Genomic DNA, 26,985 nt, shown 5'->3' on the forward strand with positions numbered 1-26,985 from the left:
AACAGTAATGTTATAATACAGTGTGTTCAAAATTGAATAAGAGACTTGATATGTCTAATACAACAGATGTCGATGCTAAGCACCCTCAGTCCAATATCCTTGTCGAAGAAAATGTGGTGTATGACAATGTGTTTACCACACCGTTAGACAAGGCCGCGCGCTTTTCATTTGATGAGCAAGTGGTGGCCTGTTTTCCTGATATGATTCGCCGCAGTGTACCAGGATACGGGCAAATGCTGGCAATGTTGCCGATTTTTGCCAAGCGTCATTGCCAGGCTGGCCAAGTAAATGCTGAGGGCAAACGGGTCAGCCGAGTCTATGACCTTGGGTGCTCGCTGGGCGGAGCCACCATGGCACTGCTGAATGAAAAAGGCGGCTTTGGCAAAGAAGAGCTACAAATTAAAGCGGTAGACATCTCGCCGGCAATGACTCAAAAAGCTGAGGTATTGCTGCAACAGAACTATCCAGAGCACGATATCGAAGTCATTACGGCTGATATTCGCGGATTTGAGCTTGAGCCTTGCGACATGGTGATATTAAACCTAACCTTGCAGTTCTTGCCGCCTGCCGACCGCACCCAAGTACTGCAAAGCATTTATAACGCCTTAAATGACGGTGGTATCTTGGTATTGACTGAAAAGACCCACACCGGCGATGAGCAAGATGATGCGTGGTTGGTTGAGCGCTATTATGACTTCAAGCGTGCCAATGGGTATAGCGAGCTTGAGATTAGCGGCAAACGTAATGCGTTAGAAAATGTATTAATTACCGACACTTTAGATCAGCATCATCAGCGTCTAGCAGAAGTAGGCTTTAATCGTAGTTTGACCTGGTTCCAGTTTTTAAACTTTGCGTCTATGATTGCGTTTAAGTAGGGTGGCGTTTAAGTGATTCACTACATAACCGGCGGCGAGCGCTCAGGCAAAAGCAGTTATGCTGAGCGCTTAGCTGAGCAGGTGAGCGCCACGCCTTATTATCTGGCGACTTCTCGGGTACTCGATGAGAATTTTGCCAAGCGTGTTCAGCGCCATGTCCATGACAGAGCAGAGTCGAGCTGTCAATGGACGACCATTGAAGCGGATTTGAATTTAACAGAAGCATTACAGCGCTATTTTAATCAGCACAAGTCTGATTTAAAGCAGTATAACCAACCGCTCGTTATAGTTATCGACTGTGTCACTTTATGGTTGACCAATTATGTGATGGATTATGACTATGATGTTGATAAGTGTTTGATTTTAGCCAAACAAGACATTGATTCTCTAGCCACTTTTGCCAATCAACACAAGGCCACACTGTTTATTATCTCCAACGAGATTGGTATGAGCTTACATGCCAGCACCGCGGAGAGTCGACAGTTTGTGTCGTTACAAGGCTGGGTTAATCAATATCTGGCACAAGTGGCGGATAAAGCGACTTTGGTGGTGTCAGGGTTGCCTGTGGTTTTGAAGTGAGAAGTATATTAAATAAGGTCATAATATGGTGCCATTTTCACTTGAACAAAAGATTCATCAAGTTATTACCGGAAAGTTGAGCCTAAAAGACTTTGAGCAATGGATGTATCAAAATGAGGATTTGGCGTCTGTAAATCCAGACTTATACCTTGAACTGATTTCTTTTGATTATAGCCATGAGTATAGTCTTAAAGCATTTCAGCTTAGCTTTGCAAAATATGTTGGTTTTCATAAATTTGAAGCAGATTTAATAAAAGAATGCTTATATTCAATTATTAATAGAGACGGTGATTATATTCACTCTATTCGAATGTTATATGAGTTTTATTTTATAGGATATGAGTTTTTACAGAAGCTAGGCTTGAGTTACGGGCTCTGGGTTATGCATGCCCAAACCTCGGATTCACATGGTGATGTTAACGATATTGTTGAAAGTTATTATCCCGATATTGTTTACGATACTAAAAATGCATTGCATTGGTTAGAGTCTGGTAACATTGTCTTTAAAGCAGAAAAATGTGATTTAGGTGGTTTTGAATATGATGATTTGCGTAGTGAAGATGAGAAGATAAAAGGGTATGTCATAACGACGGAGATTTAATTTAAGTAGCACTACTCTATCCATTGGTTGCATTTATATTTTCGCCCAAAATTTTTTCAAAGTTCACCCTAAGCGCATTACCCTTTATAATAGCGACCTTCATTACCAAGCTCACTACTAAATATAAAAACATAACGCCAAATTAAACATACAAACACAATGACCCACCTATGACAAACCAAACCATCGAAACTGCCGAACGTGAACTGTACCTTGCTTTGATAGGGCGCGCGAAATATCGCCCTATTGCTACCCAGTGGTTGGTAAACTTACCCCAATGGCTCAGTGACGTTAAAGACAAACGCCGCTATGCTCACGCGCCAGCTTACCTATCTGCGGTAGAAAACTTGCCACAAATCACGGTCAAAAACGTCGATTTGAACAGCGATATTCTAACCATTGATGCCGATTTGACTGACGGTCAAAGCAAGCAAATAACCGCGCTTATGAAACAGTTAATGCCATGGCGCAAAGGCCCGTTTCAGATTGGATCTGGCGACAATAAGGTGTTTATCGACACTGAATGGCACAGTGATTGGAAATGGAATCGCATAAAGCCTCATTTAGGTACTTTACAAGGCCGTTATGTGCTTGATGTCGGTGGTGGCTCAGGCTATCACGGCTGGCGCATGGCAGGGGCAGGGGCTAAGCAAGTGGTTATCATTGATCCCTCTTGCCTTTTTTATCATCAGTTTATGGCCATTCGTCACTTTGTGGCAGGCTTCGATACTGATATGGACAGTGATAGAACAGGCGTCGGCTACCGCACTCACTATATTCCTGTTGGCTTAGAGCAGTTACCCTCAAGCTCAGATCAAGGCAATCAATTGTTTGATACCGTATTTTGTATGGGGGTGCTATATCACCGTCAATCACCGTTTGAGCATTTGATTCAACTCAAAAACCAGCTGATAAATGGTGGGCAACTGGTGTTAGAAACCCTAGTTATCGAAGGCGATGCCAATACCGTACTGGTGCCGCACAATCGCTATGCGAAGATGAATAATGTTTATTTTATTCCCTCTGTAGCAGCGTTAACCGGCTGGCTAGAAAAGGTTGGTTTTAGTGAGGTTAAGTGTGTGGATATTGATATTACCTCGACCAAAGAGCAGCGCGCCACAGACTGGATGAGCTATCAATCGCTCAAAGACTTTTTGGATCCCAATGACCCCACCAAAACGGTTGAAGGGTATCCGGCGCCCATGCGAGCAACATTAATCGCCACTAAGTAGCCCGCCCCACTTATTTGGCAATTCATTTAAAGGGCTTATTGCAACTGCATGTACCGTGCTACAGTTAACATATAAATCAATGCTCGTCGACATCTCTTGTCTAGGCGACACAATAGGAGCATGCCCTATGAATAAATTGCATTTGCTAAGCACTGCTTTATTTGGATTGTCGACGCTGATCACGTTACCAGCTTTGGCCGCAGAGGGCTATGGCAAGCCATTTGAGGATGGGGGCTACAGCAAAGACGACTGGCAATTGGTCTGTGATAATACGTTAACTTGCCGAGCGGCGGGTTATTCAAGTGAAGATAATCTGGACAGACCGGCTTCAATTTTAATCACGGCGATACCCAAGCAGAGCACCCCGAAAGTTGAGGTGCAGTTTGCAAGCGAAGAAGATGATAACGGCAACAACGAGATTGAGCTTTGGTTAAACGATAAGTTTTATGGGCAGCTCAGCGCTGGTTCAGATGGGGCAGGTGGTGGTGTTTATCAATTAAACCAAAAGCAGGCCCAAGCGCTACTTAGGCGAGCGCGTCAAAATACTAAAATAGACATAGTCGCCGTCTCTAATGTGGGTAGTAAACGTTGGCAAGTTAGCGATAAAGGTATGAGTGCGGTACTGCTTAAATTAGATGAGGCACAAGGGCGAGTCGGTAACGCATTGGCTTTAGTCAGTCATAGCCATCTGAATAAACAAGTGCCCAAATCAGCAGTAGCAAAACCCATTATTCATAAAGCGTTCGCCTATGCTGATGCAAAACAAACGACACTGTCGCCCTCAGCGCTTAACTATTTTAACGCTAATATTGAAAAATGGGTGAGGGTAGGCTCTAAACCATTAATTGGCAGCTCAGATGACATGGGGGCGTGTGAACTGGCAAATCCTAAGTCTGAGCAGTCTCAATCTTTTAGGGAGTATGCCACAGAGGATCTTAACTGGAGCTTTGAGCGGGTAGATGCCACGCATACGCTGGCCAGTCATTTGTGCTGGCGTGGTGCTTATAATATGGGATATGGGTATTGGCTGATAGACCATGCCAAACCGAGTTCGCCTCAGCTTATCACCACCTCTGGCTCAGAGTATTCTGACGGTGAGATTTGGGCAATTCATAAAGCTCGCGGGATAGGGGACTGTTGGGGACAAAAACAGTGGGTATGGAATGGCCAATCTTTTGTACTTGCCACAGAAGCAACTACAGGTATGTGCCGCGGCTTTGCAGGTGGTGCATGGCAATTACCCACTCATGTCACTAAGATTATCGAGCATAACAGTACCCAAGCGTCGATAGCCAACTAGCCGGTGACGCTTGGGCTGACTTGAATTAGGGACTCTAAAGCACCCACTTTTCGAACACAACTTCTAGCACCAGCTTTAATAAAAAGCCGACGAAGCCTGCACCTAAGGCCAAAAAAATCCAAAAAGTGCCGGCACGACCTGCATCAGATTTTTTGGAAATGTCCCACATAATAAAGAACAAAAAGGCGATAAAAATAGGCAGTAAGACGTAGAGGCCCCACTTGGTTACGGTTTCAGCGGCAATAGCAAACACGGCAGCAAGCATAAATGCATTCCAAAAATAATGATAAAAATAGGAGGGTACTGTCTAAAACAGTGCTCAGAGTGTGATAAGTCAGTCTAGAGTGCCCCATTATAGAGGAGAGTGACCCCATAATGCCATTTTGGTGGGCGACTGATAACAAAACAACAAAAATGAAAGTTGATGGAAAAAGTAAGCTAACCTTGATATATTAAAGGGTTGCTCCAAATATATGAGTACCCTTTCAAATTTTGTATCAAAACCTTATCTCAATCCCAAATTCACTTAACTTCAGAGTTTAATAAATTATGTCGCAAGCTCAAATTGATGAAATCTTTGCATTACTAGATAGCGCCGCCAAAGTATTGATTGATCAAGGCGTATTGCCGGCCGATTGGCAGAATAACAGCCAGATCACGCGCAGCAAAAGCCCTGAGCACGGCGACTATGCCAGTAATATCGCCCTAACCGCTGCTAAAGCCGCCAAATCCAACCCACGCGCCTTAGCGGAGCAGTTGACAGCGGCCTTACCAGCCAATGACAGCATTGCTAAGCTAGAGATTGCAGGGCCTGGCTTTATCAACATCTTTTTAAATACTGATGCAAAATTTGCGGTATTGGATGCCATTTTTGCTAAAAATCAGAATTACGGCTTAACCGATGAATTTGCGAATAAAAAGATTCAGGTTGAGTTCGTATCTGCCAACCCAACTTCTAGCTTGCATGTGGGGCATGGCCGCGGTGCCGCCTTTGGTATGAGTGTGGCAAACCTGCTTGAAGCTGTGGGCTATGAGGTGACTCGTGAATATTATGTCAATGATGCCGGTCGTCAGATGGATATTTTGGCCACCAGTACTTATTTACGTTATTTACAGTTAAATGGCGAGCAAATCCACTTTCCAGTGGGCGGTTATCAAGGCGATTATGTGACCGACATTGCACAAACCATTAAGACCCAGCAAAACGACGCCTATGTGCACAGCTATGCTGATATCAGCGCAAATGCACCAGAAGATGAAGTCTCTGAGGTGAATGACGCCGGTGAAAAAGAGGTGGTCTCAGGGGATAAAAATGCACACATTGATGTGATAATTGCCAATAGCAAGCAAGCACTTGGCGATAACTATGCTGTCTTCTTAAATGCAGCTTTGAGTGAAATCTTGGGAGATATCAAAGACGATCTTAATGAGTTTGGGGTGCGTTTTGAGCGCTGGTTTAGCGAAAAATCCATAGCAGATGAAATTGAGCCGGTTTTGGCTGAGCTTGACAGCAAAGGCCATTTGTATGAAAAAGACGGCAACATTTGGTTCCGTTCTACCGACTTCGGTGATGAAAAAGACCGTGTGGTACGCCGTGCTAATGGCCTAACCACTTATTTTGCTTCGGACATCGCTTATCACAAAAACAAATTTGAGCGCGGATTTGACACGGTAATTAACGTATGGGGCGCTGACCACCATGGTTATATCGCCCGTGTTCGTGCCGCTTTGACTGCACTGGGTATCGATGAAAAACGTTTGGAAGTTATTTTAGTTCAGTTCGTGGCATTATGGCGCGGTGAAGAAAAAATCCAAATGTCATCACGCTCAGGTAAGTTTGTGACGCTGCGTGAGCTGCGTGAAGAAGTGGGTAATGATGCCGCCCGTTTTTATTATGTGGCGCGTAAGCCTGAAGTGCACATTGACTTTGACTTAGAATTGGCAAAATCACAGAGCAAAGACAATGCCGTGTATTACATTCAATATGCTCATGCCCGCGTGTGCAGCGTACTTGAAAAATTAGCAGCCAAGGGTTTCGATGTGGACGACGCTCAAGGCAGTGCGCAACAACACTTACTAACCGCAGACGCCGAAAGTGAGCTGATTAAACTGCTGGCCGCTTATCCTGCGACCTTAAAGCGTGCAGCCACTGGTTACGATCCACACGTATTGACCAACTACCTAAAAGACTTGGCCTCCTTATTCCACGCTTGGTATAACGACAATCGTATCTTGCCGGTGAGCATTATTGCTGATGAGACACCAAGCCAAGAGGAGCTGGATATGATGCAGGCTCGCTTGCGCCTATCAAAGGCGGTGCGTCAGGTATTGGCCAACGGCTTAAGCTTGCTGGGCTTGTCTGCACCTACTAGCATGTAGCAGGCTTTTGGTAGAATAAAAAGCTGCTTAAGTGATTAATTTAGCATTATAAGTTATTTGATATACTCGCTCATGTTAGTGACTTAATGGTTAACTTATAAATTGCCAACGAGCATGGCCTGACTGATTCATAAATGGAGAAAATTTATGTTAGCAAAAAAACCTAAAGGCGCAGTACAAAAGCGACAAGGCGGTGGGGTTGCAAGCTTACTGTGGATGTTCGTTGGCGCCATATTGACTGTCATGTGTTTGGGTGTGCTGTATCTTTGGAACCCGTTTGACTTAGGTAGCGAGACCAAAGCGGAGCAAAAAACCGTTGAGCCGATCAATCAGCCTAAGTCTGAGACCAATGACTTTGAGTTTTATGATTTGCTGCCCGATCAAGAGATGATCAGCGTGCCAGATGAAGCGGTGTTTGATCAAGATACGCAGACCACGACTGCCCCAGATGTGTTACAACCTGATGTGGTGGTAACCACGCCAAGTACCCAAACTCGTGATAATAGCATTCAATCTATTGATGATTTGGCCGGGGTACAAGACAACTCTACTCAGACACCGGTAAAACCAAATGCGCCGGCAGCCAGTGGGGATAATGACATTGTGATTGTGGAGGAGGAGGGGACTTATGATGACCCCACGCCGGCCACCAGTAGTGGCAACCAAACCAGTCAGAGCACAGGCCAAGCCAACCGAGTGACTCAAGCTGGAGTTAAGCCTGCCGCTGCTAGCAGACCACCGAGTTATATTCTGCAAATTAACAGCTTTAGTAGTGCTGATGAAGCAGATAAACGCCGCGCCCAAGTGCTGATGGCAGGCGTAGATGCCAAAGTGGTTAAAAGCAAAATGAACAATGGTCAGGTGTTTTACCAAGTGGTGTCACCCACCATGACCAGTCGTCAAAATGTCGTGGCCGCGCAGCAAAAACTACAAAATAATGGCATTGACTCGTTAATTGTTGAGCAGCGCCGCTGAGTCGTCTCTAAGCCAATGAGAGACATTAAGTAAGCCCGTTAGTTTTTATATTCAAAGGTATTTCTTACATTTAAAGGTATATGGATCATGCCCAAAGTCTCCTCTATTACTCGAGTGCTGCAAATCATTGAGGCGGTCTCTTATGCGGCAAAGCCCATCACACCTTTAGAGTTATCACAACAGCTCGATATCCCCAAGCCCACCATCCATCGGCTGCTACAGCAGCTGGTAGATGAGGGGTTTGTCACCATAGACATTACCGGCGGCATCATTGCGGGACGCCGAGTGCGCAATTTAAGCGTTGAGCTGTGGCAACAGCGTCAGTTCTATAGTGAGCGTCATGTCATCTTGCAGCGTTTGGTGCGTGATGTGAAAGAGACGTGCGGGATTAGTGTGCCGCACAATATGCATATGATTTATACCAACCGGGCGAAGACGGATTTGCCGCTACAAATCTACTTACCTGTGGGCGCTAAGTCGCCGATGTGGTGTACCGCAACCGGTAAGCTGTATCTGAGTCAATTATCGCCTGAGCGGCGCGATAAAATGCTACAAAACTTAAGCTTGGATAAATTCACCAAAAACACCATCACCGATGTTGATAAGCTTAATATTGAACTTGATGCGATTGCTAAGACGGGTATCGGTATCGACAATGAAGAGTTTATCTCAGAGATGGTCGCAGTCTCTGTGCCTATTTTGGATAAAAAAGATCGCTATTTGGCCTCGTTATATATGCACGCACCGACCGTTCGGGTGTCACTTGAGGACATGATGCAGTCGGTGCCTCGCTTGCAGGAAGCGGCGCTGGATATCCAGGCTTTGGTATATGAGCTACAAAGCTAACACCGCCCTCACCACAAGTATCATACACATCAATAAGCCCAAGTCAGTGACTTGGGCTTATTGTTTTAGCAGAGGGACCGTTAAATGTTAAAGTTAACGAAGTACACTGCTGTCAAAATGAGCCATGATACTCGAGAAGTCTTTTGTATTGTGCTCTTTGATATGCTCATCATACAAGGCTGCAGCTTGGGCGCCCATGGGCACTTCGGCATTGATGTCTTCAGCGGCTTGTAAGGCCAAGTGCAAATCTTTGTGCATGTGCTGACTCATAAATCCGCCGCTATAGCCTCGGCTAGATGGTACAGTTTCAGATACACCAGGATAAGGGTTGTACACCTCTAGTGTCCAGTTGCGTCCTGAGCTTTGTAGCATAATATCTGACAATACTTTGGCATCTAATCCGTTTTTGACGCCCAAGTTTAAAGCTTCTGCTGTACCGCTCATTAGGATGCCCAACAGCATGTTGTTACAGATTTTGGCCACTTGTCCGGCGCCATTACTGCCGGCATGAAATATGTTTTTGCCCATGGCCTTTAAGATAGGTTCAGCGCGGTTAAAGGCACTGTCTTCACCGCCTACAATAAAGGTGAGCGTGCCGGCTTCTGCACCTGCGGTTCCCCCTGACACCGGAGCATCTACCATATCGATGCCTTTGGTGGTGGCGATACGAGCCACGTTTCTGGCGGCGGCAGCATCAATGGTAGAGCTGTCAATGACTAAGGTGCCACTGGGTAATTCTGACAGTAGCCCGTCGGCGGTCAGCTGTGTTGCTTCAGCATCACCCAGATAGACCGTATTCACATGTTTGCTGGCCGGCAGCATGGTAATCACCACATCTGCACCTTGCACTGCTTGTTTCGGTGAGCTTGAGGTTGACGCGCCAGCGTCAGATAATTGCTGCTGCGCGGCCTCTGATAGGTCATAGACGGTGACCTGGTAGCCGTTTTTTAGCAAGTTTTTTGCCATAGGGCCGCCCATATTGCCCAGACCAATAAATGCAATTTTGGAGGTGTCTTTGGGGGTGTTTTGGGTCATATCATCGCTCCTTGATGAAAAAATAAAGAAATCATTTAAGTTATAAATTTGGGGTTAAGCAGTTTTTATAGCCCAAAGTAAGCGTGGTGTTAGCTTTGCGCCTCATGGGTTAGGTTCTGTGCCATCAATGAGCCTTTGCACTCAGAGCTGAGCCACTCTTGGAAAATATGCTCACCTTTTGGGTAAGGGTTGTCAAAGTGGCTATTGATATAAGCGCGACCTTCTTGGCTTAAACAGTGTTGCAGGGTGCGTGACCAATTAGGGTTTTTATCCTTATCGATAAGCAGCGCGCGTACCCCTTCTTTAAAGTCTGGATTATTGGCACAGTGCACTGCCACATTGGCCTCTACATACAAAATCTGCTCAAGCGATAAGTCTTTAACGCGGTGAAACAGCTCATAGGTTAACGCGGCAGTCACTGGGCAGCCAGCACGATAAGTGGCCAATGCCCGCTGAGTCCAGCTGTCTTCGGCGAAGTTTGGATCGATTTCGGCCAAGGCAGCATCGTCTTGTAAGCGTGCATCAATCTCTTTGAGCCCGCCGCTGACCATCAGCGTCTGAATGCTGGCCCAGTGCTCAGCCAATTTGCTGGGTTTGAATACAACATCTGCATTATCTGCAGCATTAGCCGACCGCTCAAGCTCCGCTAAGCTGTGATGAGCGACACGATGCGCTTGGCTGTAAAGCGCGCTGGAGGCTGGGGCATCTTCCCATGCGGCCGCTGCTAAGGTGTCAATGACTTGTTGATATTGGCTACTTGGCAGGGCATATTCAGCAAGGCTTGCAAACTTGGCATCACGAGCATTACACAAGGCGCCAGTTAAGCCTAAGAACAGTCCAGTTTTGGCTGGCATGCGCTGTAAGAACCAACTGCCTGAGGCATCAGGGAATAGACCAATGCTAATCTCTGGCATGGCAAACTTGGTGGTCTCAGTCACAATACGGTGACTACAAGCGGCCATTAGACCCATGCCGCCGCCCATGATGATGCCATTGCCCCATAAGATAATGGGCTTGCCATAAAAATGCATTTGGCGGTATAGCGCATATTCACTACCAAAAAAATCAGTGGCATAAGGGTTAGGCATCGGCGGATTATCTAGCATACTGTCATACAGCTTACGGATATCACCACCGGCGCAAAATGCTTTATCTCCTGAACCGCGCAGTAGCACAGCCACAACTTTGCTATCATTTTGCCACTGTGTGAGCTTCGCGCTCATTAGCTGACACATATCGATGCTCAAGGCGTTCAGCGATTTGGGCGAATTAAGCGTCATCTCACCAATCACATGACCTGACTGAGTGGTATGTGTAGTAAATAGGACAGAGGCTTCAGTAGAAGCAGCAGTTGATGCGATGTTATCGGACATGTCGGTCACCTTGTTATAAACCATGAGCAAGAAGGGCTATGTGTGCAAGCTATTTGTTTTGCCAAGTGGGTTTGCGCTTTTGTAAAAATGCATTGACCCCTTCGGTTTGATCGGCAGTATCAAACAATTTGACAAACGCTTCACGCTCATTAATCAGGTTATAAGCCGGCGGTGTGTGGCGAGCTGACTGCACCAGTTGTTTGGATAAGGTGACTGCAACTGGTGATTGATTGGCAACTTTTTGAGCAAGTTTTAGTGCTGTGCTTAAGCCTTCACCTTTTTCGACCACCTCTTCGACTAGACCGATACGCAGCGCAGTGTCTGCATCGACACGCTCACCGCACAAAATCATACGCTTTGCCCAGCCTTCACCGACCAGCCAAGGTAGGTTTTGCGTACCACCGGCGCAAGGCAATAAGCCAACCCCAGCTTCAGGTAGCGCCATTACCGCATGTGCCTCGGCAATACGGATATCACAGGCGAGCGCACACTCAAGACCGCCGCCCATCGCATAGCCATTAATGGCGGCAATGCTCACGCCGCGATAGTTCGATAGCGCTTCAAACGCTTCACCAAAGGCAATTGCCATTGAAATCGCGTTGCCTTTATCGCCATCCGCAAAGGTATTTAAATCGGCACCGGCTGAGAAGAATTTTTCGCCATCGCCATGGATGACTAGGGCATAGACCGAATCATTGTTATTTAAATCAGTGACCAGCTGTTTTAGAGCGGCTAGACTGCCAGCTGTCCAAGTGTGAGCCGGTGGGTTATTTAAGGTAAGGGTGGCCACATGGCCGTCAATCTTAAGATCTAGGTTGGTGTAATTGCTCATAATATCCCTATTTTTTATATTCACTATTTCGTATGTTTACTAAGCGACTGGGCATCATTTTTTAAGCCTCTGGCTTTATCTCTCAGACAGTGCAAATAAATGAGTTCCAGTCGTCATACCGCTTTAGTTTACGTATCTTCTGTTACGATTATTGTAGCCAATAAGCTGCTATATATACCTTTTATTATTCGGCACTGACCCTCTAATTAACGTAAGCTGTCCAACGCGCCGTCACTCAACATTTTACGTGACACGATGACACGCATAATCTCGTTAGTGCCTTCTAAAATTTGATGCACACGCAAGTCGCGGACATGGCGTTCCAGCGGATATTCATTGAGATAACCATAGCCACCATGCAGTTGCAGTGCTTCATTGGCGACTGCAAAGCTTAAGTCTGTCGCTAAGCGTTTGGCCATGGCGCAGTAAGTGGTGGCGTCTGAATGTTTTTTATCGACTTTATTGGCGGCCAAATATAGCATCTGACGAGCGGCAATGGTTTGGGTCAGCATATCAGCCAGTTTAAATTGCACCGATTGCAGCTCTGCGATGGCGCTACCAAACTGTTTGCGTTCTTGCACATAGTTCAGTGCTGTCTCTAATGCCGCTTGAGCGGTACCGACGGCGCAGATACCGATATTAATACGGCCACCATCAAGGCCTTTCATGGCAAATTTAAAGCCTTCGCCCTCACTGCCAAGCAAGTTTTTGGCAGGGACTTTGACGTCTTTGAAGTGAATGGTGCGGGTAGGCTGAGCTTTCCAGCCCATTTTGTGCTCGTTTTTGCCGTAGCTGATGCCGTCACTGTGCGCATCGACCACAAACGCAGACACGCCTTTAGGGCCGGCATCGCCAGTACGTGCCATGACTACTAAAATATCGGTTGAGCCTGCCCCTGAGATAAAGGTTTTTTCACCGCTGAGTAGATAATAATCTTCGCCGTCTTGTTTGACTGCTTTGGTAGTCAAAGAGCCTGCGTCGGAGCCGGCATTGGGTTCGGTGAGACAGTAACTTGAGAGCAGTTCGCCGCTGACCAGTCTAGGAACGAGGTCGGCACGAACGTCGTCTTTGGCATATTCGCCAATCATCCAAGTGACCATATTATGGATGCTAATGTAGGCGGCAACAGCGGTATCGCCCCATGCCAACTCTTCAAAAACAATGGCAGCGTCTAAACGAGGCAGGCCGAGTCCGTCATAATCTGGATTGGTATACAGACCTAAAAATCCAAGCTCGCCGGTTTTTTTGATCACGTCTACAGGAAAGTGGCTGTTTCTGTCCCACTCGGCAGCGTTGGGTTTCAATTCCTTTTGGGCAAATTGGCGTGCGGTTTGCTGATACGCCAATTGGTCGTCGGTCAATGCAAAGTCCATGATGCATCCTGTTTAACAGTTTAATGAGGTCGTGCTTTTAGTATTGTGTTTCTAACCTAAGTATAACAAGTAAAATATAGTGGGGTCGCTAATATATGAGCCGCCTCAAACGATAATGAAGCGTAAGCCAGATAGTGATTGATCGGCATATTTATATAACTATTAGAGAGTGTATAAACGTTACCGACTCAATCACCATCCGAGTTTGCGTCAAATCTACATCGAAATCGTGGTATTTACTTTACCTTTACTGGCTTCATCATCAAACCAGCGCGCAGTTACCGTCTTGCTCTGAGTATAGAACTGTACCGCTTGTTTACCATAAGGGCCTAAGTCGCCAAGCTTACTGGCACGTGAGCCTGAGAATGAGAACATAGGTAGCGGCACAGGAATCGGTAAGTTGATGCCTACTTGACCCACATCGATATCCTGCTGGAATTTATGCGCCGCTGCACCAGATTGGGTGAAGATAGCGGTACCATTGCCATTTGGATTGGCATTAATAATCTCAATCGCTTCATCAAGAGAGTCAGCACGCATGATGCACAGCACAGGGCCAAAGATTTCTTGGCTATAAATCTGCATGTCGGTGGTAACGTTATCAAAGATGGTTGGACCCACAAAGTTACCGTTCTCATAACCTTCCACAGTAATGCCGCGGCCGTCTAATAGCAGCTTAGCCCCTTCATCGACACCGGTTTGAATCAAACGCTCAACCCGCTCTTTGGCTTGAGGGCTAATTAGTGGGCCTAAATCCTTGTCATGCTTACCGGCGGATACCACCAAGCCTTCTGCTTTGGCTTTAATCTCATCAACCCAGTCTTTAGCATCACCGACCAACACCACAACCGACAGCGCCATACAGCGCTGACCAGCAGCACCAAAGGCGGCACCGGCTAATTGGTTTAGGGTTTGCTCTTTGTTGGCATCAGGTAGGATTACCGCGTGGTTTTTGGCGCCCATCATACACTGGACACGTTTGCCGGCTTTGCTGGCACGGTCATACACATGGTGACCGACGTTGGTTGAACCCACAAAAGACACCGCTTTAATGTCTGGATGATCACAGATGGCATCTACCGTTGGTTTGCCGCCATGTACCACATTTAGTACGCCTTTTGGCACGCCGGCTTCAATGGCAAGCTCAACCAAACGCAAGGTGACCATTGGGTCTTGCTCTGATGGCTTAAGAATAAAGGTATTACCGGTGGCAATCGCCATTGGGAACATCCACAGCGGAATCATGGCAGGGAAGTTAAATGGGGTGATACCGGCACACACACCAAGCGGTTGCCAGATACTATAGGTATCCACGCCAGTTGCGACGTTTTCAACGAAATCGCCCATTTGCAAATTGGCGATACCCGCAGCATGTTCAACCACTTCTAGACCACGGAATACATCACCGCGCGCATCGGCAATAGTCTTGCCTTGCTCTGAGGTCAATAGCTCAGCCAGCTCATCCATGTGCTCACGGATAAGGGCTTGATAGGTTAAGAAGATGCGGGCACGTGTGGTAATCGGTGTTTTGCGCCAGGTTTTAAACGCTTCTTTGGCAGCCGCGACGGCTTCGTTAATCTCGTCATTGGTGGTTTGTGGTACTTTGGCAATGACTTCTTGGGTGGCAGGATCGGTTAAATCAATCCATTCTTGAGTGTTAGAGTCGACGAATTGACCGTTGATGAGTTGTTTAACGTGATGCATGAGATGTCCTTATCTTTAATGGTTTCTATATAATGATACAAAGCATATCACTTTACAAGAAAAATTTTTTAAAATATACCCTATTTTATGTGCTATAGAGTGAAGCAATATATATGTTGTTTTGAAATAATTTATTTCAGGTAAAAATGGTTAGAAAGAGCCAAATACAGTTCCTAATATAATTACTACGATTAAAGCGATAATTGGAACCACTACAGCAGTGACAAAGATATCTTTATAAGATTCTCTATGTGTCAGGCCACAAATAGTCAACATAGTGATTACTGCGCCATTATGCGGTAAAGCATCTAAACCACCAGAAGCCAAAGCTGCTATACGATGCATTAACTGAGGGTCTATGTTGTACTGTTGGGCAAGCTGCATATAGTTGGCGCCCATAACCTCTAAAGCAATACCGAGACCTCCAGATGCTGATCCAGTAATACCCGCTAAGACGTTAACAATAATTGCTTCTGAAATAATTGGATTGTTTGGGGCAATACCCATCAAAAAGTGTTGGATAATTGCAAAACCTGCTAAGCTAGCAATGACAGAGCCATAACCTACTTCAGAGGCGGTATTAAAGATAGGTAAAAGTGATCCTGTTGCGCCTTTGTTTAGACTATCTGCTATGTTTTTAATGCGCTTAAAATTAAATGCTATAACAAATAAGCAAGCAATGGCTAAAGATATAATAATAGACCAAAGTCCTAAAACTGAGCTTAAGGTAACCCCACCAAATTTTTCATCTGCAAGATAACTGTTATCCCACAAAGGAATAATTATTTTAGAAAATAAGTAGTTTCCTCCTACGACTATAGCGATAGGTAGTAAGGCAACCCAGAAATTAGGAATTTTCCCACCCAAATCTAATTCTTTTTCATTTAAGGTATGAGTTCCATATCCTTCATTATTTTGATGAGCTAAACGTAACTGATGATTCATCCAAAGCATCCCACCACCTAACATTAGAACTGCAGAAATGAGACCTAGTCCTGGTGCTGCAAAGGCATCGGTTTGGAAGTAAGGCATAGGAATAGCATTATGAATGGCAGGTGATCCAGGAAGTGCAGTCATCGTAAAGGTGAATGCACCGATACTTATAGCACCTGGAATAAAGCGTTTAGGAATATTGACTTGTTTAAATAGTTCAGCGGCAATAGGGTAAACAGCAAAAGCTACTACGAAAACTGATACACCCCCATAGGTTAATATGCCACAAGCAATGACGACAGCAAGTAATGCATGTTTGTCGCCTAACTTATTAACGATATATTGAGCAATACTGTAGGCATAGCCAGAGTCTTCCATTAATTTTCCGAAAATAGCCCCTAATATAAATAATGGAAAATACTTAACTGCGAAACCACCCATACCTTCCATAAAGACCTGAGTGTATATACCCATTGATTCGCTGCCTTGACCGCTTAACACTACGGCGAGTATTGCTAATATAGGTGCAAGAACCAATACGCTTACGCCTCTATAAGCAAAATACATAAGTAAGGCTAAAGATAATAAAATCGCAAAAATACTCATATTTAGTTCCTTCTAAATGGTATTGCGAGTCCATAAAGCAGAGTGCTCAGACAGCACTCCCTCCAAACGATAAAGTTTAGTGACTGATAATAAATATTGGGTGAATACTTGGTATCTAAGCGAGTGCTTAATAATTCTCAATAGCCGCTTTCACCGCATCAATGGCTGTCGGATCATCTAAGGTGGACATGTCACCTGTGTCCTGTCCTTCAGCAAGGGCGCGGATGGCACGGCGCAGAATCTTGCCGGAGCGCGTCTTAGGTAGGGCTTTGGGGAAATAGATGGCGGCAGGTCGAGCCAGTGCACCTAAAGACTTGGCGACCACACCCATGATTTGCTGCTCGACACGGAAGCGGTTTTCGGTCTCTTCAATAATTGATGGGTCGCGCAGGATACAAAATGCGATGGGCAGCTCGCCTTTTAGCTCATCTTTGATGCCCACCACACCCACTTCGGCAACTTCAGGGTGCTCGCTGATGGCAGCTTCAATCTCTTGGGTGCCTAAGCGGTGGCCGGCGACGTTAATGACGTCATCGGTACGACCTAAAATATGATAGTAGCCATCCTCATCAATCATGGCATAGTCTGAGCTTGAGTACTGTTTGCCATTAAATAGGCTGTAATAGCTTTTCATAAAGCGTTCATCATTGCGCCACACTGTGGTTAAGCAGCCAGGCGGTAGTGGTGCTGAGATGGCAAGCAGACCTTTTTCACCGGGCTGGCAAGGTTCGCCGGTTTCTTCATTGAGCACTTTGGCATCATAGCCATACATGGGGTAGCCTGGGGTGCCGGGTCTGTGCGCTTTATAGTCAAATTTGGGCACATGGCTTAAGATGGGCCAACCGGTCTCGGTCTGCCAATAGTGATCGATAATGGGGACGCCCAAATGACCCGATAGCCATTCGCCTGTGGGCTCATCGAGAGGCTCACCGGCTAAGAAAAAGGATTTGACGCTGCTGGTGTCATAGCGGGTCAGCCAAGATTCATCTTGTTTTTTGAGCATGCGCACCCCAGTAGGTGCAGTGAATAGGATATTGACCTTATTGGCCTCAACGATACGCCACCAGATCCCTGGGTTTGGGTTGTGCGGTAGGCCTTCATACATAATACTGGTTAGGCCGGCAAGCAGGGGTGCATAGATGGTGTAGGAGTGTCCGACTGCCCAGCCGATATCTGAGATGGCCCAAAAGGTCTCGCCTGGATTGCCATCATAGATATAATCCATGGTAGTGGTCAGTGCCACTGCATAGCCGCCAGTGTCACGCTGAACGCCTTTTGGGGTACCTGTGGTGCCTGAGGTATACAGCAAATAAGAGGGCTCATTAGATTCAAGCCACACCGGCTCTACCACCGCGCGATTGTCACAGCTGATACGGCGCTCAGTGGCATAATCTACATCAATGGCTTGGCGCTCATAAGGCATAATCCCGCGGTCGACGACCAGCACATGCTCAGGCTTATGCTCAGCTTGCTCGACGCCTTGATTGACCAAGTTTTTATAGTTAATGACCTTACCACCACGCAGACCGGCATCTACGGTGATTACCAGTTTGGCCTCGGCATCGCTCATACGCACCGCTAAGTTATGCGCTGCAAATCCGCCAAAGACGACCGAGTGAATGGCACCAATACGGGTACACGCCAGCATGGCGTAAGCGGCCTCTAGTATCATCGGCATATAGATCACGACGCGGTCACCTTTGCCCACCCCTAAACGCTGTAAGACATCGGCGAAGTAGTTGACCTCTTTATACAAGCGGTTGTAAGTCAAGCGTCGTTTGGCATAATCGGTATAAAATTCGACGTGATTATCAAGTGCTTTAAAGGCTTCGGCGACGCCAGGGTGGTTATCAAGCAGCTCTTGGTTAATCTCAGAGGACACCCAGACGAAGGCATCTTGCTCAGCACGCGCCTCTAAATGACGATCAACGCAGTTATAACAAAGATTGGTCTCACCGCCGACGAACCATTTGGCAAAGGGCAGATTACTGTCATCTAAGACTTGCTGTGGTGGCTTATGCCAATAAATGCGCTCGGCCTGTTTGCCCCAAAAAGCATTGGGGTCGCTAAGCGAGTTTTGATGCAGTTCAGCAAAAGATTCGGTGGCGGAGGTGACGTAGGGAGAGTGGGAGTGATTCATGGTGCTGTCCTTAGCTGATTAAAAATAGGCGCAAGTTGGCCCACGTTGATAGGCCACTGGCTCTGTTAGCAGTCCTTGCTAATACATAAAAGAAATGACAGTTAGCGGTCATTGTTATAAACGATACATATTTTATCGTTTTAGTGATATTCAATTTAACAAAATTGGTTGTCGTCGGTCAATTAAAATTATTGTTTTCATGGCTAAGTGCCGCTTAAATGGTCATTAATCTGCCGGGTTATTCAAGGTTTTTACCATGCCAATAGAGGCAATTAATAAGGCGATTACTTGTACCGTCAATAACACCCAGACCGTAAAGTGCCATTGGCCATAAGCATAAGCCAGACCACATAACCAGGCCCCTGCGGTGCCGCCAGCGTAATAGCCCATATAGTAGATACCTGAGGCCAATGAACGGCCATGGTGCACATTGGTGGCGATATAGCCTATGGTCGCTGACTGGGTAATGAACACCCCCGATGACATAATGCTAATACCAATTAAAATCAGCCACAGCGGTCCGCTAAGCGTAATGAGCACGCCCAACATAGACATCAATACCGCGGTAATGATGGTGCGCACTGAGCCGAAGCGCTGCAACAGCTTGGTAGATAAAGGGGTAATGATGACACCAATTAAATATACCGCAAAGATGTTGGCCAGCTGTCCGGTAGTTAAATGGTAGGGCTGCTGTGCCAAATGCAGATTAATAAAGGTAAAACAGCCTACCAATGAGAATAACACACAAAACCCAAGCAGTGAGGCGGAGACCACATAGCGGTTGGTCAAGTGATTGCCCAAAGTGGTCAGCGAGGTGCGAAACTTGGGGCTGGCAACGAAATGCTGTGAGGCAGGTAAGGTCTTAGCCACCCAAAGCGCGCCGGCCACAGTTAATACAGCCATAAAATAATAAGCAATACGCCAGCCAACCCACTCATGCAGATGACCCAAAATAAAACGCCCTAAAAATCCGCCCAGTACCGATCCTGAGACATAATAAGACATTAATTCTGCAACCGCATGACCTTTAAATTCCTCGCCCAAATAGGCGATGGTCACCACTGTAATGCCCGGCACCGATAAGCCTTGCAAAAAGCGCCAAATGGTCAGACTCTCTATACTCTGACTGTGCGCAATCAGCGCTGTTGGTATCGCCAAAAATAACAACGCACCGACAATAATAGATTTGCGTCCTACCGCGTCAGAGAGCATGCCCAAAAAGGGCGACATGATTGCCACGGCCATCACTGTGGCGCCTACCGCCATACCGACTTGCACTTCGCTGGCCTTAAAATCAAGCATCAGCACCGGCAAAATTGACTGAATAGAGTACACCTGCAAAAACGCAAAGACGCCAATAAGCATGGCGGTCATTTTTAGTACAAAAGAAGGTGCTTGAAGAGAGTTAAAGGGGGTGGAAGAGTCAGTCTGCATAAAATAACCAATTTGTCTGTAACAAGGCTACACCAAGCATCAATGCCATGCCCAGTACAAGCTGATTTATCAAGGTGAGTCGTCAGTTAGGGTTTATTGGCAGCAGCACATAAACTGGCAGGCACTGGCTCTTATTGCAAGTGCAAGACAGACCTAACTAAGATAGCTCATCATTGTATAGCGCTTGGTGCATTTGAACTATTGTTTTTGCGTAGTTGTGCGCTTGCGGCGCGATTTTTTGGCTTTGGCAGCAAGTTTGTTGGCTTTATTCATGATTTTGCCATAATGCGAGGGGCAAAGGCGCTGCAGCAAATCAATTAACTTGGCGTCATCACCGATCAGGCAGCGGGGCTGATTTTTGGCAGCGGCCATTAGAATAATCTTTGCTGCCATATCGGGGTCAAATTTAAGCAATTTGTTAAAGCTTTTAAGGCCCTTAACACCGGTTGCCATGCCCAAGGCACTGACGCTTTCGTTACCACGGGCGTTGTTGGCAATATTGGTCTTGATGCCGCCAGGATGCACTGAGGTAATAGACACACTGCTGCGCTCGATATCAAGCTCTTGTCGTAGACTTTCGTTAAAGCCGCGGATGGCAAATTTGCTGGCGTTATAGGCAGATTGTGCTGGCTGAGCAATAATACCAAATAGACTTGAGATGTTAATAATGTGACCGTGCTTGGCGTTGCCCGCTTGCTGCATACTTTGTTTAATCAGCGGTAAAAAGGCTTTGGTGCCGTATACCATGCCCCAAAAATTAATGCCCATTACCCACTCAATATCCTCAACGCTCTCACCCTCAACTGTAGACGACAATGCCACGCCAGCATTGTTAAAAATAAAGTTTACCTGAGTGTGATCTTGCATGACGTGATCGGCCCAGCCAAATACAGCCTGTTTATCAGAGACATCTAGAGCTTGGGTAGTGATCTTAATCTCAAACGGCTTTAATAACTGCTCAGTCTCAGCCAAGTTTTTGGCGTTAATATCAGATAAGGCCAGATTGCAGCCGGCCTGAGCCAAGTTTAAAGCCAGCGCTCGACCAATGCCTGAGCCTGCACCGGTAATGGCTGCCACATGGCCTTGGTAGAAATGAGTAATGACATCTTGGTCTATATATGGCGCCATAAAGGGGGCAATGGGGGATAAGCGCTGTTTTAAGGGCTGAGTGACTTGATGGACTAATGAAGATTGGGGGAGGGTCAAGCGAATTGACATGCGGTATCATCCTTGAGCGTTCATTGGGCAGTGTATGTAAAGCTGCTTAAAATTATTGCACTTGTGCCTGTCATCATAGGCCAGTTGATAGCCAGTGACAATAAAAAAGTGACAATTAAGAAGTAGCATAAGAAAGTGACAATTAAGAAGTGGCATCAGAAAATAGCCATAAAAAAACGCTCACCGATTAAGGCAAGCGTTTTTTGGACAAAGCTAGGGACGCTAAGATAACAGCGGTCATAAAGGCTTATTACAGTTTAAGGGCTGATTAAGCAATCTTAGGGGCTGCGCCCTCATTGATAACATCTTCATCGACCACAACCTGCTTCGCATCGCTCATAGAAGGCAGCTCATACATGGTATCTAGCAGTGCGTTCTCTACGATTGAGCGCAGACCACGGGCACCTGTTTTACGCTCCATTGCTTTGTGAGCAATGGCTTTTAGTCCCGCTTCAGTGAAGCTTAACTCAGCATCTTCCATTTCAAACAAGTACTGGTACTGTTTAACAATGGCGTTTTTCGGCTCAGTTAAAATCTGCATTAATGCTTCTTCATCGAGCTCTTCAAGCGTTGCTATGACTGGTAGACGGCCGATTAATTCTGGAATAAGACCAAATTTAATCAGATCTTCAGGCTCTACTTGCTTAAACAGTTCAGACAATTGCTTACCATCATCTTTTGACTTAACTTCAGCGTTAAAACCAATGCCAGTTTTCTCGGTACGCTGCTGAATGACTTTATCAAGACCTGAGAAAGCACCGCCAACAATAATTAAGATATTACTGGTATCAACTTGGATAAGCTCTTGATTGGGATGTTTGCGGCCACCATGGGGTGGAATGGCAGCAACCGTGCCCTCAATTAATTTGAGTAGCGCTTGCTGCACGCCTTCGCCCGATACGTCACGGGTGATAGACATGTTCTCGCCTTTTTTACTGATTTTATCAATCTCGTCGACGTAGATAATGCCTTGCTCCGCTTTTTCGACATCATAATCAGCAGCTTGCAACAGCTTTTGTACGATGTTTTCAACGTCTTCACCCACATAACCGGCTTCGGTTAAGGTGGTGGCATCGGCCATCGCAAACGGCACATCCAGCATACGTGCTAGGGTTTGTGCCAATAAGGTTTTACCCGAGCCGGTAGGACCAATCAACAAGATGTTACTTTTTGACAGCTCAACCATGGCATCATCAGCGCCCAGTTTGGCCTGCTTTTTATCTTCGGCCAATTTAGCGGCTACTTTTAAGCGTTTGTAATGGTTATAAACGGCCACTGATAATGCCTTTTTGGCGGTTTCTTGACCGATCACATAACCATCTAGATGTTCACGAATCTCTTTTGGCGTAGGCAGCTTTTTGGTCAGCCACGTGTTCACTTCACCGTCTTCTGAGTCGACAGTATTTAAGTCGCCCTCTTCAATTAAGTCTGTGCATAGCGCCACACATTCATTACAGATATTGGCGTCATCCGCTGCAATCAGCTGGGCAACTTCGTCTTTCTTTTTACCACAAAATGAACACTGTGGTGTTTTGTCCTTTGCCATGCTTGGCGCTCCTTAATAAGTGCTTCGCCCTCAAAACCCAGCTTTGAATGCCATAAGCCTAATAACAGGGCCATCACTCAAGGTGGGTGCAGGAGGGGTAAATTTAATACGATTTTAACCGGTTAGGCAGCCATTTATCTGGCTGCTTCCGGCTCTGCGAATCATCCATATTGATCATTAGCAGAGCTTACACGGGGTACGGGGTTATTTGGCTTCTTCTGGGCGACGCTCTAATACTTCGTCAACTAAGCCGTATGCTTTGGCTTCTTGAGCATCTAGCCAGTAATCACGCTCAACATCTCTTTCAATTTTTTCTAGTGGCTGGCCGGTGCGCTCAGCTAAGATGCGGTTTAGGCGGTCACGGATTTTTAGGATTTCACGAGCATTAATCTCGATATCAGTTGCCTGACCTTGTGCGCCACCTGAGGGCTGGTGAATCATCACACGTGAGTTGGCTAGGGCATAGCGTTTGCCTTTTTGACCAGCGGCCAATAAGAATGAACCCATGCTGTAAGCGCCGCCCATGCAAATGGTTGATACGTCAGGCTTGATGAAGTTCATGGTATCGAACATGGCCAGACCCGCACTCACTGAACCACCGGGTGAGTTGATGTATAAATGGATGTCTTTTTCTGGATTTTCTGCTTCCAAAAACAGCATCTGCGCCACAATTAGGTTGGCCATATTGTCTTCAACTTGACCGGTCAAAAAGATAACCCGTTCGCGAAGTAGGCGCGAGTAGATATCAAATGAGCGCTCACCACGGGCAGATTGCTCCACAACCATAGGCACTAATGCTGCTTGCGGAACGCTAACCGTCGCATCACGCATGTTTCTTAATACCGCATCGTGGGCAGCAACTAATGTCTCAAAGTGAGGGTTGTTAATAATACGTTCGATATCTTGTTGGGTGTTTTGGTGAGTCATATATATTCCCTGTGGATTGGTCAATTTTACAATTTTTTGATGATCATTCTAAGTAAGCGGCTGTGTTAATCAGGCTTTTATAGCGCCGAATGTCGGCTTGAGCCTGTCTGATATAGTTATATTTTGGGGTGGTTGGCGATAAATCAAGCGCCAAGCTTATATTAACCTGGTTATCTTACTTGATGATGACCGATTAATACATAATTTTAATGGGCTAATGGGTTCCCCCACTTTATCACATAGTGTCATAAAGCATCATAAAGCTCATCTTGTCAGCTCATGCAAGCCTGAGGCTGATGAAAGGGAGTTGCCTCCACTGACCGTCAGTTATTGCGGCATGCTATAACTAGTGTGATAGACCATAACTAATGTGACAGGCCATAAAAAATGCCCCAACTAATTTAGCTGGGGCATTTTTGGTTTCAAAAGTTAAGGCCTAACGCCAAAACAACTTTTGAATGATTACATCATGCCTTGTTGCTGAGAGGCTAGAAGCTCTTGGTAACCGACTTCTTTGTCAGTGACTTTGCCTTGCTCAAGTAAGAAGTCAACCACTTGGTCTTCTAATACTACAGACTCGATGTTAGCGCGCTGCTGTGCATCATTGGTGTAGTACTCGATAACCTCTTGAGGATCTTCGTAGTTTTCAGCCGTTTCTTTGATGAAAGTCTCAACACGCTCTTGGTCAACTTTCAGATCGTTTTCTTCGATAACGCGTGATACTAGAACGCCAAGACGGGCCGCACGGATGGCTTGCTCTTCAAATAGCTCACGTGGCAACATGTCTTTGTCGATGCTGTTAGCATTGCCGCCGAACTGCTGAGCAAAGCGCTGCATCATTAGGTTACGTTGACGGTCAACTTCTTGGTCAACCATAGCGCTTGGTACGTCAAATTCGTTCTTTTCAAGTAGCGCATCAAAGGCAGCTTGTTTGACTTGATTACGGGCAGCGTTTTTGATTTCGCGCGTCATGTTTTTGCGAACATCAGTTTTAAGCTGTTCTACGCCGCCTTCTTTTACGCCGAATAATTCTAAGAATTCGTCGTTGATTTCTGGCAGTTTGGCTTCTTCAACTTTTTTCACGTTGATTTTGAACTGAGCTTCTTTACCCGCTAAGTTTTCAGCTTGGTAATCTTCTGGGAAGGTCACGTCGATGGTTTTTTCTTCACCAGCAGCAAGACCTTTGATACCGTCTTCGAAGCCTGGAATCATTTGGCCGCTACCTAACACAAGTTTGAAGTCTTCAGCTGAGCCGCCTTCAAATTTTTCGCCGTCGATAGAACCTTCGAAATCAAAAGTAACTTGATCGCCTTCATCGGCAGCGCCTTCTTTTTCAGCGAATTCTTGACGCTGTTTGCGAAGGTTTTCAATCATGGTGTCAACGTCTTCATCAGTGATGGTCGCTGTGTGACGCTCAACTTCGATGTCGCTCATGCCTTCAACTTTGATTTCTGGGAAGATTTCAACCGTGGCTTGATATACTAAGAACTCATCTTCTAGTTTTACATCATCAATGTTTGGCATGCCAACAGCGCGCACGTCTTCAGCTTTAATAGCTTCAAATACGGTGTCACGGATCACATCGTTGATCACTTCTTGCTGAATACCAGCACCATATTGGGCACGGATGTGTGAAACAGGCACTTTACCTTTACGGAAACCATCAATTTTGGCAGTTTTTGCCACATTGCGGATACGGCCTTCCACTTTGTTTTGGATTTGTTCAACAGGCACTTTTACAGTAAGTTGTGTTTGGTTGTCATTGACCTTGCTGGTCGTTACTTGTAGATCTTTTGCCATGGTTATTAACCCTGTATGTTAATCGTTTGATTTTAATGATAAGCAATACCCATTTTATATCAGATCAATCAATTTGATATATAGAGCATGAGAATTGCCAAGAATATAACGCTAAAACTGGTTTTAATAAATAGATAGCCAAAAAGTGGTGACTCATCTGTGAGTAAATACCACGCATCCCACTAGCCATCTGATCTAGAAGGAGGTGGCCTTGGTGACTCAAGGGGCACACACTTAAGGCTAAATAGCAGCAAAGCACGCACAGCTTATGGTGTAGCCGTGGTACAACTGGTACCGCTATAAAATTATAAAAGTAGAACAGTATAGTCTATCAGCCTATCAAAGTAAAAATAAAGTAAAAATTACTCAGTTTTAAAGCCGATTATAAGCTGTGTAGCGCTACTGTGCGGACAGCTGTTGTAGCAAGCTTTGCATGGCGCGTCCTCGGTGACTGATGGCATTTTTTTGCTCGGCCGGCATTTGTGCTGCAGTCAATTTCAGCTCAGGTACCCAAAATAGCGGGTCATAGCCAAAGCCATGCTCACCTTGAGGCGCATCAAGTATCTCACCCTGCCATAAGCCTTGTGCAATAATAGGTAGCGGATCATCAGCATGGCGAACTAAAGCGAGTACGCACACAAAATAACCTTTAATAGGCTGCTCAGGGCTTTGCTGGCGGATGGGCTGTAAATCCTCAATCAACTTAGTATTGTTTTTGGCATCATTGCCGTGCTCGCCGGCATACCGTGCAGAATAGATACCAGGCGCATTACCTAGGGCAGGTACACATAGCCCTGAGTCATCAGCAATAGCGGGTTTGCCACTTAAACGACTGGCATGGCGCGCTTTAATGATGGCGTTTTCCACAAAGCTTAAGCCGTCCTCAACCGCGTCTTCTATATCAAGCTCACCTTGAGGTACGATATCAATATTAAGATTGGCCTGATTAAACAGACGCTTAAACTCACTGAGTTTGCCCTTATTATTACTGGCTAATATCCACTGCATGGCTTGGGTTGTTGAACCATTTGTTTGGTCATTCATTGCTATAATCCTATTGCTTATTAAAAGAATGTTTATTACAAGATTGCTTGTCAAAAGACGGATAAATAATGTTATAAAAGAGGATGATGAATTACAGTATGAGATAAAAGGTTAGATTTTATTTTGATTATATTTGATAACTTTATCTGTCATGGACTTTGTCATTTTACATCATCATGAAAACCACACATTTGTCGATAAACCAAGGTGTGATTGATTTTACTAATCGTAGA

22 protein-coding genes are annotated in these 26,985 nt (G+C 45.8%); 8 read left to right on the forward strand and 14 right to left on the reverse strand.

What is annotated here, in order from left to right:
• Positions 1 to 50: 50 nt before the first annotated feature.
• The 5 genes from cmoA to MN210_RS01580 all read left to right on the forward strand — a co-directional run bounded on the left by cmoA (position 51) and on the right by MN210_RS01580 (position 4,587).
• Positions 51 to 875, forward strand: coding sequence for a carboxy-S-adenosyl-L-methionine synthase CmoA (cmoA, locus tag MN210_RS01560; RefSeq protein ID WP_338412441.1), 825 nt, complete (start codon positions 51 to 53; stop codon positions 873 to 875).
• 12 nt (positions 876 to 887) lie between these two features.
• A complete protein-coding gene (locus MN210_RS01565) occupies positions 888 to 1,454 on the forward strand; it encodes a bifunctional adenosylcobinamide kinase/adenosylcobinamide-phosphate guanylyltransferase (RefSeq protein ID WP_241879005.1) in 567 nt (188 codons plus the stop codon).
• A 25-nt stretch (positions 1,455 to 1,479) separates the two neighbouring features.
• Positions 1,480 to 2,055: a hypothetical protein gene (locus MN210_RS01570; RefSeq protein ID WP_241879006.1), complete on the forward strand. Its 576-nt coding sequence runs from the start codon at positions 1,480 to 1,482 to the stop codon at positions 2,053 to 2,055.
• 170 nt (positions 2,056 to 2,225) lie between these two features.
• Entirely contained in the window at positions 2,226 to 3,287 is a 1,062-nt protein-coding gene (gene cmoB / locus MN210_RS01575) for a tRNA 5-methoxyuridine(34)/uridine 5-oxyacetic acid(34) synthase CmoB (RefSeq protein WP_241879007.1), read from the forward strand.
• Positions 3,288 to 3,414: 127 nt separating this feature from the next.
• Positions 3,415 to 4,587 (forward strand): DUF1176 domain-containing protein, encoded by a 1,173-nt coding sequence (locus MN210_RS01580; RefSeq protein ID WP_241879008.1) that lies wholly within the window; start codon positions 3,415 to 3,417, stop codon positions 4,585 to 4,587.
• A gap of 34 nt (positions 4,588 to 4,621) precedes the next feature.
• Here MN210_RS01580 and MN210_RS01585 read toward each other — a convergent pair whose 3' ends face one another.
• Complete coding sequence (locus tag MN210_RS01585; protein WP_011959582.1) at positions 4,622 to 4,852, reverse strand: DUF2788 domain-containing protein; 231 nt, start codon at positions 4,850 to 4,852, stop codon at positions 4,622 to 4,624.
• A 284-nt stretch (positions 4,853 to 5,136) separates the two neighbouring features.
• Between MN210_RS01585 and argS the strand changes: the two genes are divergently transcribed.
• From argS to MN210_RS01600, 3 genes are all read left to right on the forward strand, one after another.
• On the forward strand, positions 5,137 to 6,966 hold the full coding sequence (argS, locus tag MN210_RS01590; protein WP_338412442.1) for an arginine--tRNA ligase: 1,830 nt from the start codon (positions 5,137 to 5,139) through the stop codon (positions 6,964 to 6,966).
• 147 nt (positions 6,967 to 7,113) lie between these two features.
• Entirely contained in the window at positions 7,114 to 7,941 is an 828-nt protein-coding gene (locus MN210_RS01595) for an SPOR domain-containing protein (RefSeq protein ID WP_241879009.1), read from the forward strand.
• Positions 7,942 to 8,028: 87 nt separating this feature from the next.
• Positions 8,029 to 8,787: an IclR family transcriptional regulator gene (locus tag MN210_RS01600; RefSeq protein WP_338412443.1), complete on the forward strand. Its 759-nt coding sequence runs from the start codon at positions 8,029 to 8,031 to the stop codon at positions 8,785 to 8,787.
• 93 nt (positions 8,788 to 8,880) lie between these two features.
• On the opposite strand, the gene mmsB is transcribed toward MN210_RS01600, so the two are convergent.
• The 13 genes from mmsB to rdgB form a co-directional block, all read right to left on the reverse strand.
• A complete protein-coding gene (gene mmsB, locus MN210_RS01605) occupies positions 8,881 to 9,822 on the reverse strand; it encodes a 3-hydroxyisobutyrate dehydrogenase (protein ID WP_338412444.1) in 942 nt (313 codons plus the stop codon).
• 89 nt (positions 9,823 to 9,911) lie between these two features.
• Positions 9,912 to 11,195 carry an enoyl-CoA hydratase/isomerase family protein gene (locus tag MN210_RS01610; RefSeq protein ID WP_338412445.1) on the reverse strand — a complete coding sequence of 428 codons (1,284 nt, stop codon included), beginning with the start codon at positions 11,193 to 11,195 and terminating at the stop codon, positions 9,912 to 9,914.
• Positions 11,196 to 11,244: 49 nt separating this feature from the next.
• Positions 11,245 to 12,027: an enoyl-CoA hydratase gene (locus tag MN210_RS01615; protein WP_241879010.1), complete on the reverse strand. Its 783-nt coding sequence runs from the start codon at positions 12,025 to 12,027 to the stop codon at positions 11,245 to 11,247.
• A 206-nt stretch (positions 12,028 to 12,233) separates the two neighbouring features.
• Positions 12,234 to 13,400: an acyl-CoA dehydrogenase family protein gene (locus tag MN210_RS01620; RefSeq protein WP_338412446.1), complete on the reverse strand. Its 1,167-nt coding sequence runs from the start codon at positions 13,398 to 13,400 to the stop codon at positions 12,234 to 12,236.
• Between the two features lie 216 nt (positions 13,401 to 13,616).
• The gene (locus MN210_RS01625; protein WP_241879014.1) at positions 13,617 to 15,104 is read right to left on the reverse strand and encodes a CoA-acylating methylmalonate-semialdehyde dehydrogenase; all 1,488 of its coding nucleotides are present in this window, start codon (positions 15,102 to 15,104) and stop codon (positions 13,617 to 13,619) included.
• Between the two features lie 150 nt (positions 15,105 to 15,254).
• Positions 15,255 to 16,643 carry a GntP family permease gene (locus MN210_RS01630; RefSeq protein ID WP_110816025.1) on the reverse strand — a complete coding sequence of 463 codons (1,389 nt, stop codon included), beginning with the start codon at positions 16,641 to 16,643 and terminating at the stop codon, positions 15,255 to 15,257.
• 127 nt (positions 16,644 to 16,770) lie between these two features.
• On the reverse strand, positions 16,771 to 18,783 hold the full coding sequence (locus tag MN210_RS01635) for a propionate--CoA ligase (protein ID WP_338412447.1): 2,013 nt from the start codon (positions 18,781 to 18,783) through the stop codon (positions 16,771 to 16,773).
• A 225-nt stretch (positions 18,784 to 19,008) separates the two neighbouring features.
• The gene (locus tag MN210_RS01640) at positions 19,009 to 20,217 is read right to left on the reverse strand and encodes an MFS transporter (RefSeq protein ID WP_193564690.1); all 1,209 of its coding nucleotides are present in this window, start codon (positions 20,215 to 20,217) and stop codon (positions 19,009 to 19,011) included.
• Positions 20,218 to 20,415: 198 nt separating this feature from the next.
• Positions 20,416 to 21,345, reverse strand: coding sequence for an SDR family NAD(P)-dependent oxidoreductase (locus MN210_RS01645; RefSeq protein ID WP_338412859.1), 930 nt, complete (start codon positions 21,343 to 21,345; stop codon positions 20,416 to 20,418).
• A 358-nt stretch (positions 21,346 to 21,703) separates the two neighbouring features.
• Positions 21,704 to 22,981 carry an ATP-dependent protease ATP-binding subunit ClpX gene (gene clpX, locus MN210_RS01650; RefSeq protein WP_011959594.1) on the reverse strand — a complete coding sequence of 426 codons (1,278 nt, stop codon included), beginning with the start codon at positions 22,979 to 22,981 and terminating at the stop codon, positions 21,704 to 21,706.
• Between the two features lie 204 nt (positions 22,982 to 23,185).
• Positions 23,186 to 23,812, reverse strand: coding sequence for an ATP-dependent Clp endopeptidase proteolytic subunit ClpP (gene clpP / locus MN210_RS01655; protein ID WP_041773439.1), 627 nt, complete (start codon positions 23,810 to 23,812; stop codon positions 23,186 to 23,188).
• A 558-nt stretch (positions 23,813 to 24,370) separates the two neighbouring features.
• Complete coding sequence (gene tig, locus MN210_RS01660) at positions 24,371 to 25,708, reverse strand: trigger factor (RefSeq protein ID WP_011959596.1); 1,338 nt, start codon at positions 25,706 to 25,708, stop codon at positions 24,371 to 24,373.
• A gap of 399 nt (positions 25,709 to 26,107) precedes the next feature.
• A complete protein-coding gene (rdgB, locus tag MN210_RS01665; RefSeq protein ID WP_241879017.1) occupies positions 26,108 to 26,752 on the reverse strand; it encodes an RdgB/HAM1 family non-canonical purine NTP pyrophosphatase in 645 nt (214 codons plus the stop codon).
• Positions 26,753 to 26,985: the final 233 nt, after the last annotated feature.

Source organism: Psychrobacter raelei (genome assembly GCF_022631235.3).
In the GTDB taxonomy this organism is placed as follows: Bacteria; Pseudomonadota; Gammaproteobacteria; order Pseudomonadales; family Moraxellaceae; genus Psychrobacter; species Psychrobacter raelei.

What these genes read in the sequence shown, in the direction of transcription:
- cmoA (WP_338412441.1), top strand. Translation starts at nt 51, where the DNA reads ATGTCTAATACAACAGATGTCGATGCTAAGCACCCTCAGTCCAATATC.
- MN210_RS01570 (WP_241879006.1), top strand. Translation starts at nt 1,480, where the DNA reads ATGGTGCCATTTTCACTTGAACAAAAGATTCATCAAGTTATTACCGGA.
- cmoB (WP_241879007.1), top strand. Translation starts at nt 2,226, where the DNA reads ATGACAAACCAAACCATCGAAACTGCCGAACGTGAACTGTACCTTGCT.
- MN210_RS01580 (WP_241879008.1), top strand. Translation starts at nt 3,415, where the DNA reads ATGAATAAATTGCATTTGCTAAGCACTGCTTTATTTGGATTGTCGACG.
- MN210_RS01585 (WP_011959582.1), bottom strand. Translation starts at nt 4,852, where the DNA reads ATGCTTGCTGCCGTGTTTGCTATTGCCGCTGAAACCGTAACCAAGTGG.
- argS (WP_338412442.1), top strand. Translation starts at nt 5,137, where the DNA reads ATGTCGCAAGCTCAAATTGATGAAATCTTTGCATTACTAGATAGCGCC.
- MN210_RS01595 (WP_241879009.1), top strand. Translation starts at nt 7,114, where the DNA reads ATGTTAGCAAAAAAACCTAAAGGCGCAGTACAAAAGCGACAAGGCGGT.
- MN210_RS01600 (WP_338412443.1), top strand. Translation starts at nt 8,029, where the DNA reads ATGCCCAAAGTCTCCTCTATTACTCGAGTGCTGCAAATCATTGAGGCG.
- mmsB (WP_338412444.1), bottom strand. Translation starts at nt 9,822, where the DNA reads ATGACCCAAAACACCCCCAAAGACACCTCCAAAATTGCATTTATTGGT.
- MN210_RS01610 (WP_338412445.1), bottom strand. Translation starts at nt 11,195, where the DNA reads ATGTCCGATAACATCGCATCAACTGCTGCTTCTACTGAAGCCTCTGTC.
- MN210_RS01615 (WP_241879010.1), bottom strand. Translation starts at nt 12,027, where the DNA reads ATGAGCAATTACACCAACCTAGATCTTAAGATTGACGGCCATGTGGCC.
- MN210_RS01620 (WP_338412446.1), bottom strand. Translation starts at nt 13,400, where the DNA reads ATGGACTTTGCATTGACCGACGACCAATTGGCGTATCAGCAAACCGCA.
- MN210_RS01625 (WP_241879014.1), bottom strand. Translation starts at nt 15,104, where the DNA reads ATGCATCACGTTAAACAACTCATCAACGGTCAATTCGTCGACTCTAAC.
- MN210_RS01630 (WP_110816025.1), bottom strand. Translation starts at nt 16,643, where the DNA reads ATGAGTATTTTTGCGATTTTATTATCTTTAGCCTTACTTATGTATTTT.
- MN210_RS01635 (WP_338412447.1), bottom strand. Translation starts at nt 18,783, where the DNA reads ATGAATCACTCCCACTCTCCCTACGTCACCTCCGCCACCGAATCTTTT.
- MN210_RS01640 (WP_193564690.1), bottom strand. Translation starts at nt 20,217, where the DNA reads ATGCAGACTGACTCTTCCACCCCCTTTAACTCTCTTCAAGCACCTTCT.
- MN210_RS01645 (WP_338412859.1), bottom strand. Translation starts at nt 21,345, where the DNA reads ATGGCGCCATATATAGACCAAGATGTCATTACTCATTTCTACCAAGGC.
- clpX (WP_011959594.1), bottom strand. Translation starts at nt 22,981, where the DNA reads ATGGCAAAGGACAAAACACCACAGTGTTCATTTTGTGGTAAAAAGAAA.
- clpP (WP_041773439.1), bottom strand. Translation starts at nt 23,812, where the DNA reads ATGCGTGATGCGACGGTTAGCGTTCCGCAAGCAGCATTAGTGCCTATG.
- tig (WP_011959596.1), bottom strand. Translation starts at nt 25,708, where the DNA reads ATGGCAAAAGATCTACAAGTAACGACCAGCAAGGTCAATGACAACCAA.
- rdgB (WP_241879017.1), bottom strand. Translation starts at nt 26,752, where the DNA reads ATGAATGACCAAACAAATGGTTCAACAACCCAAGCCATGCAGTGGATA.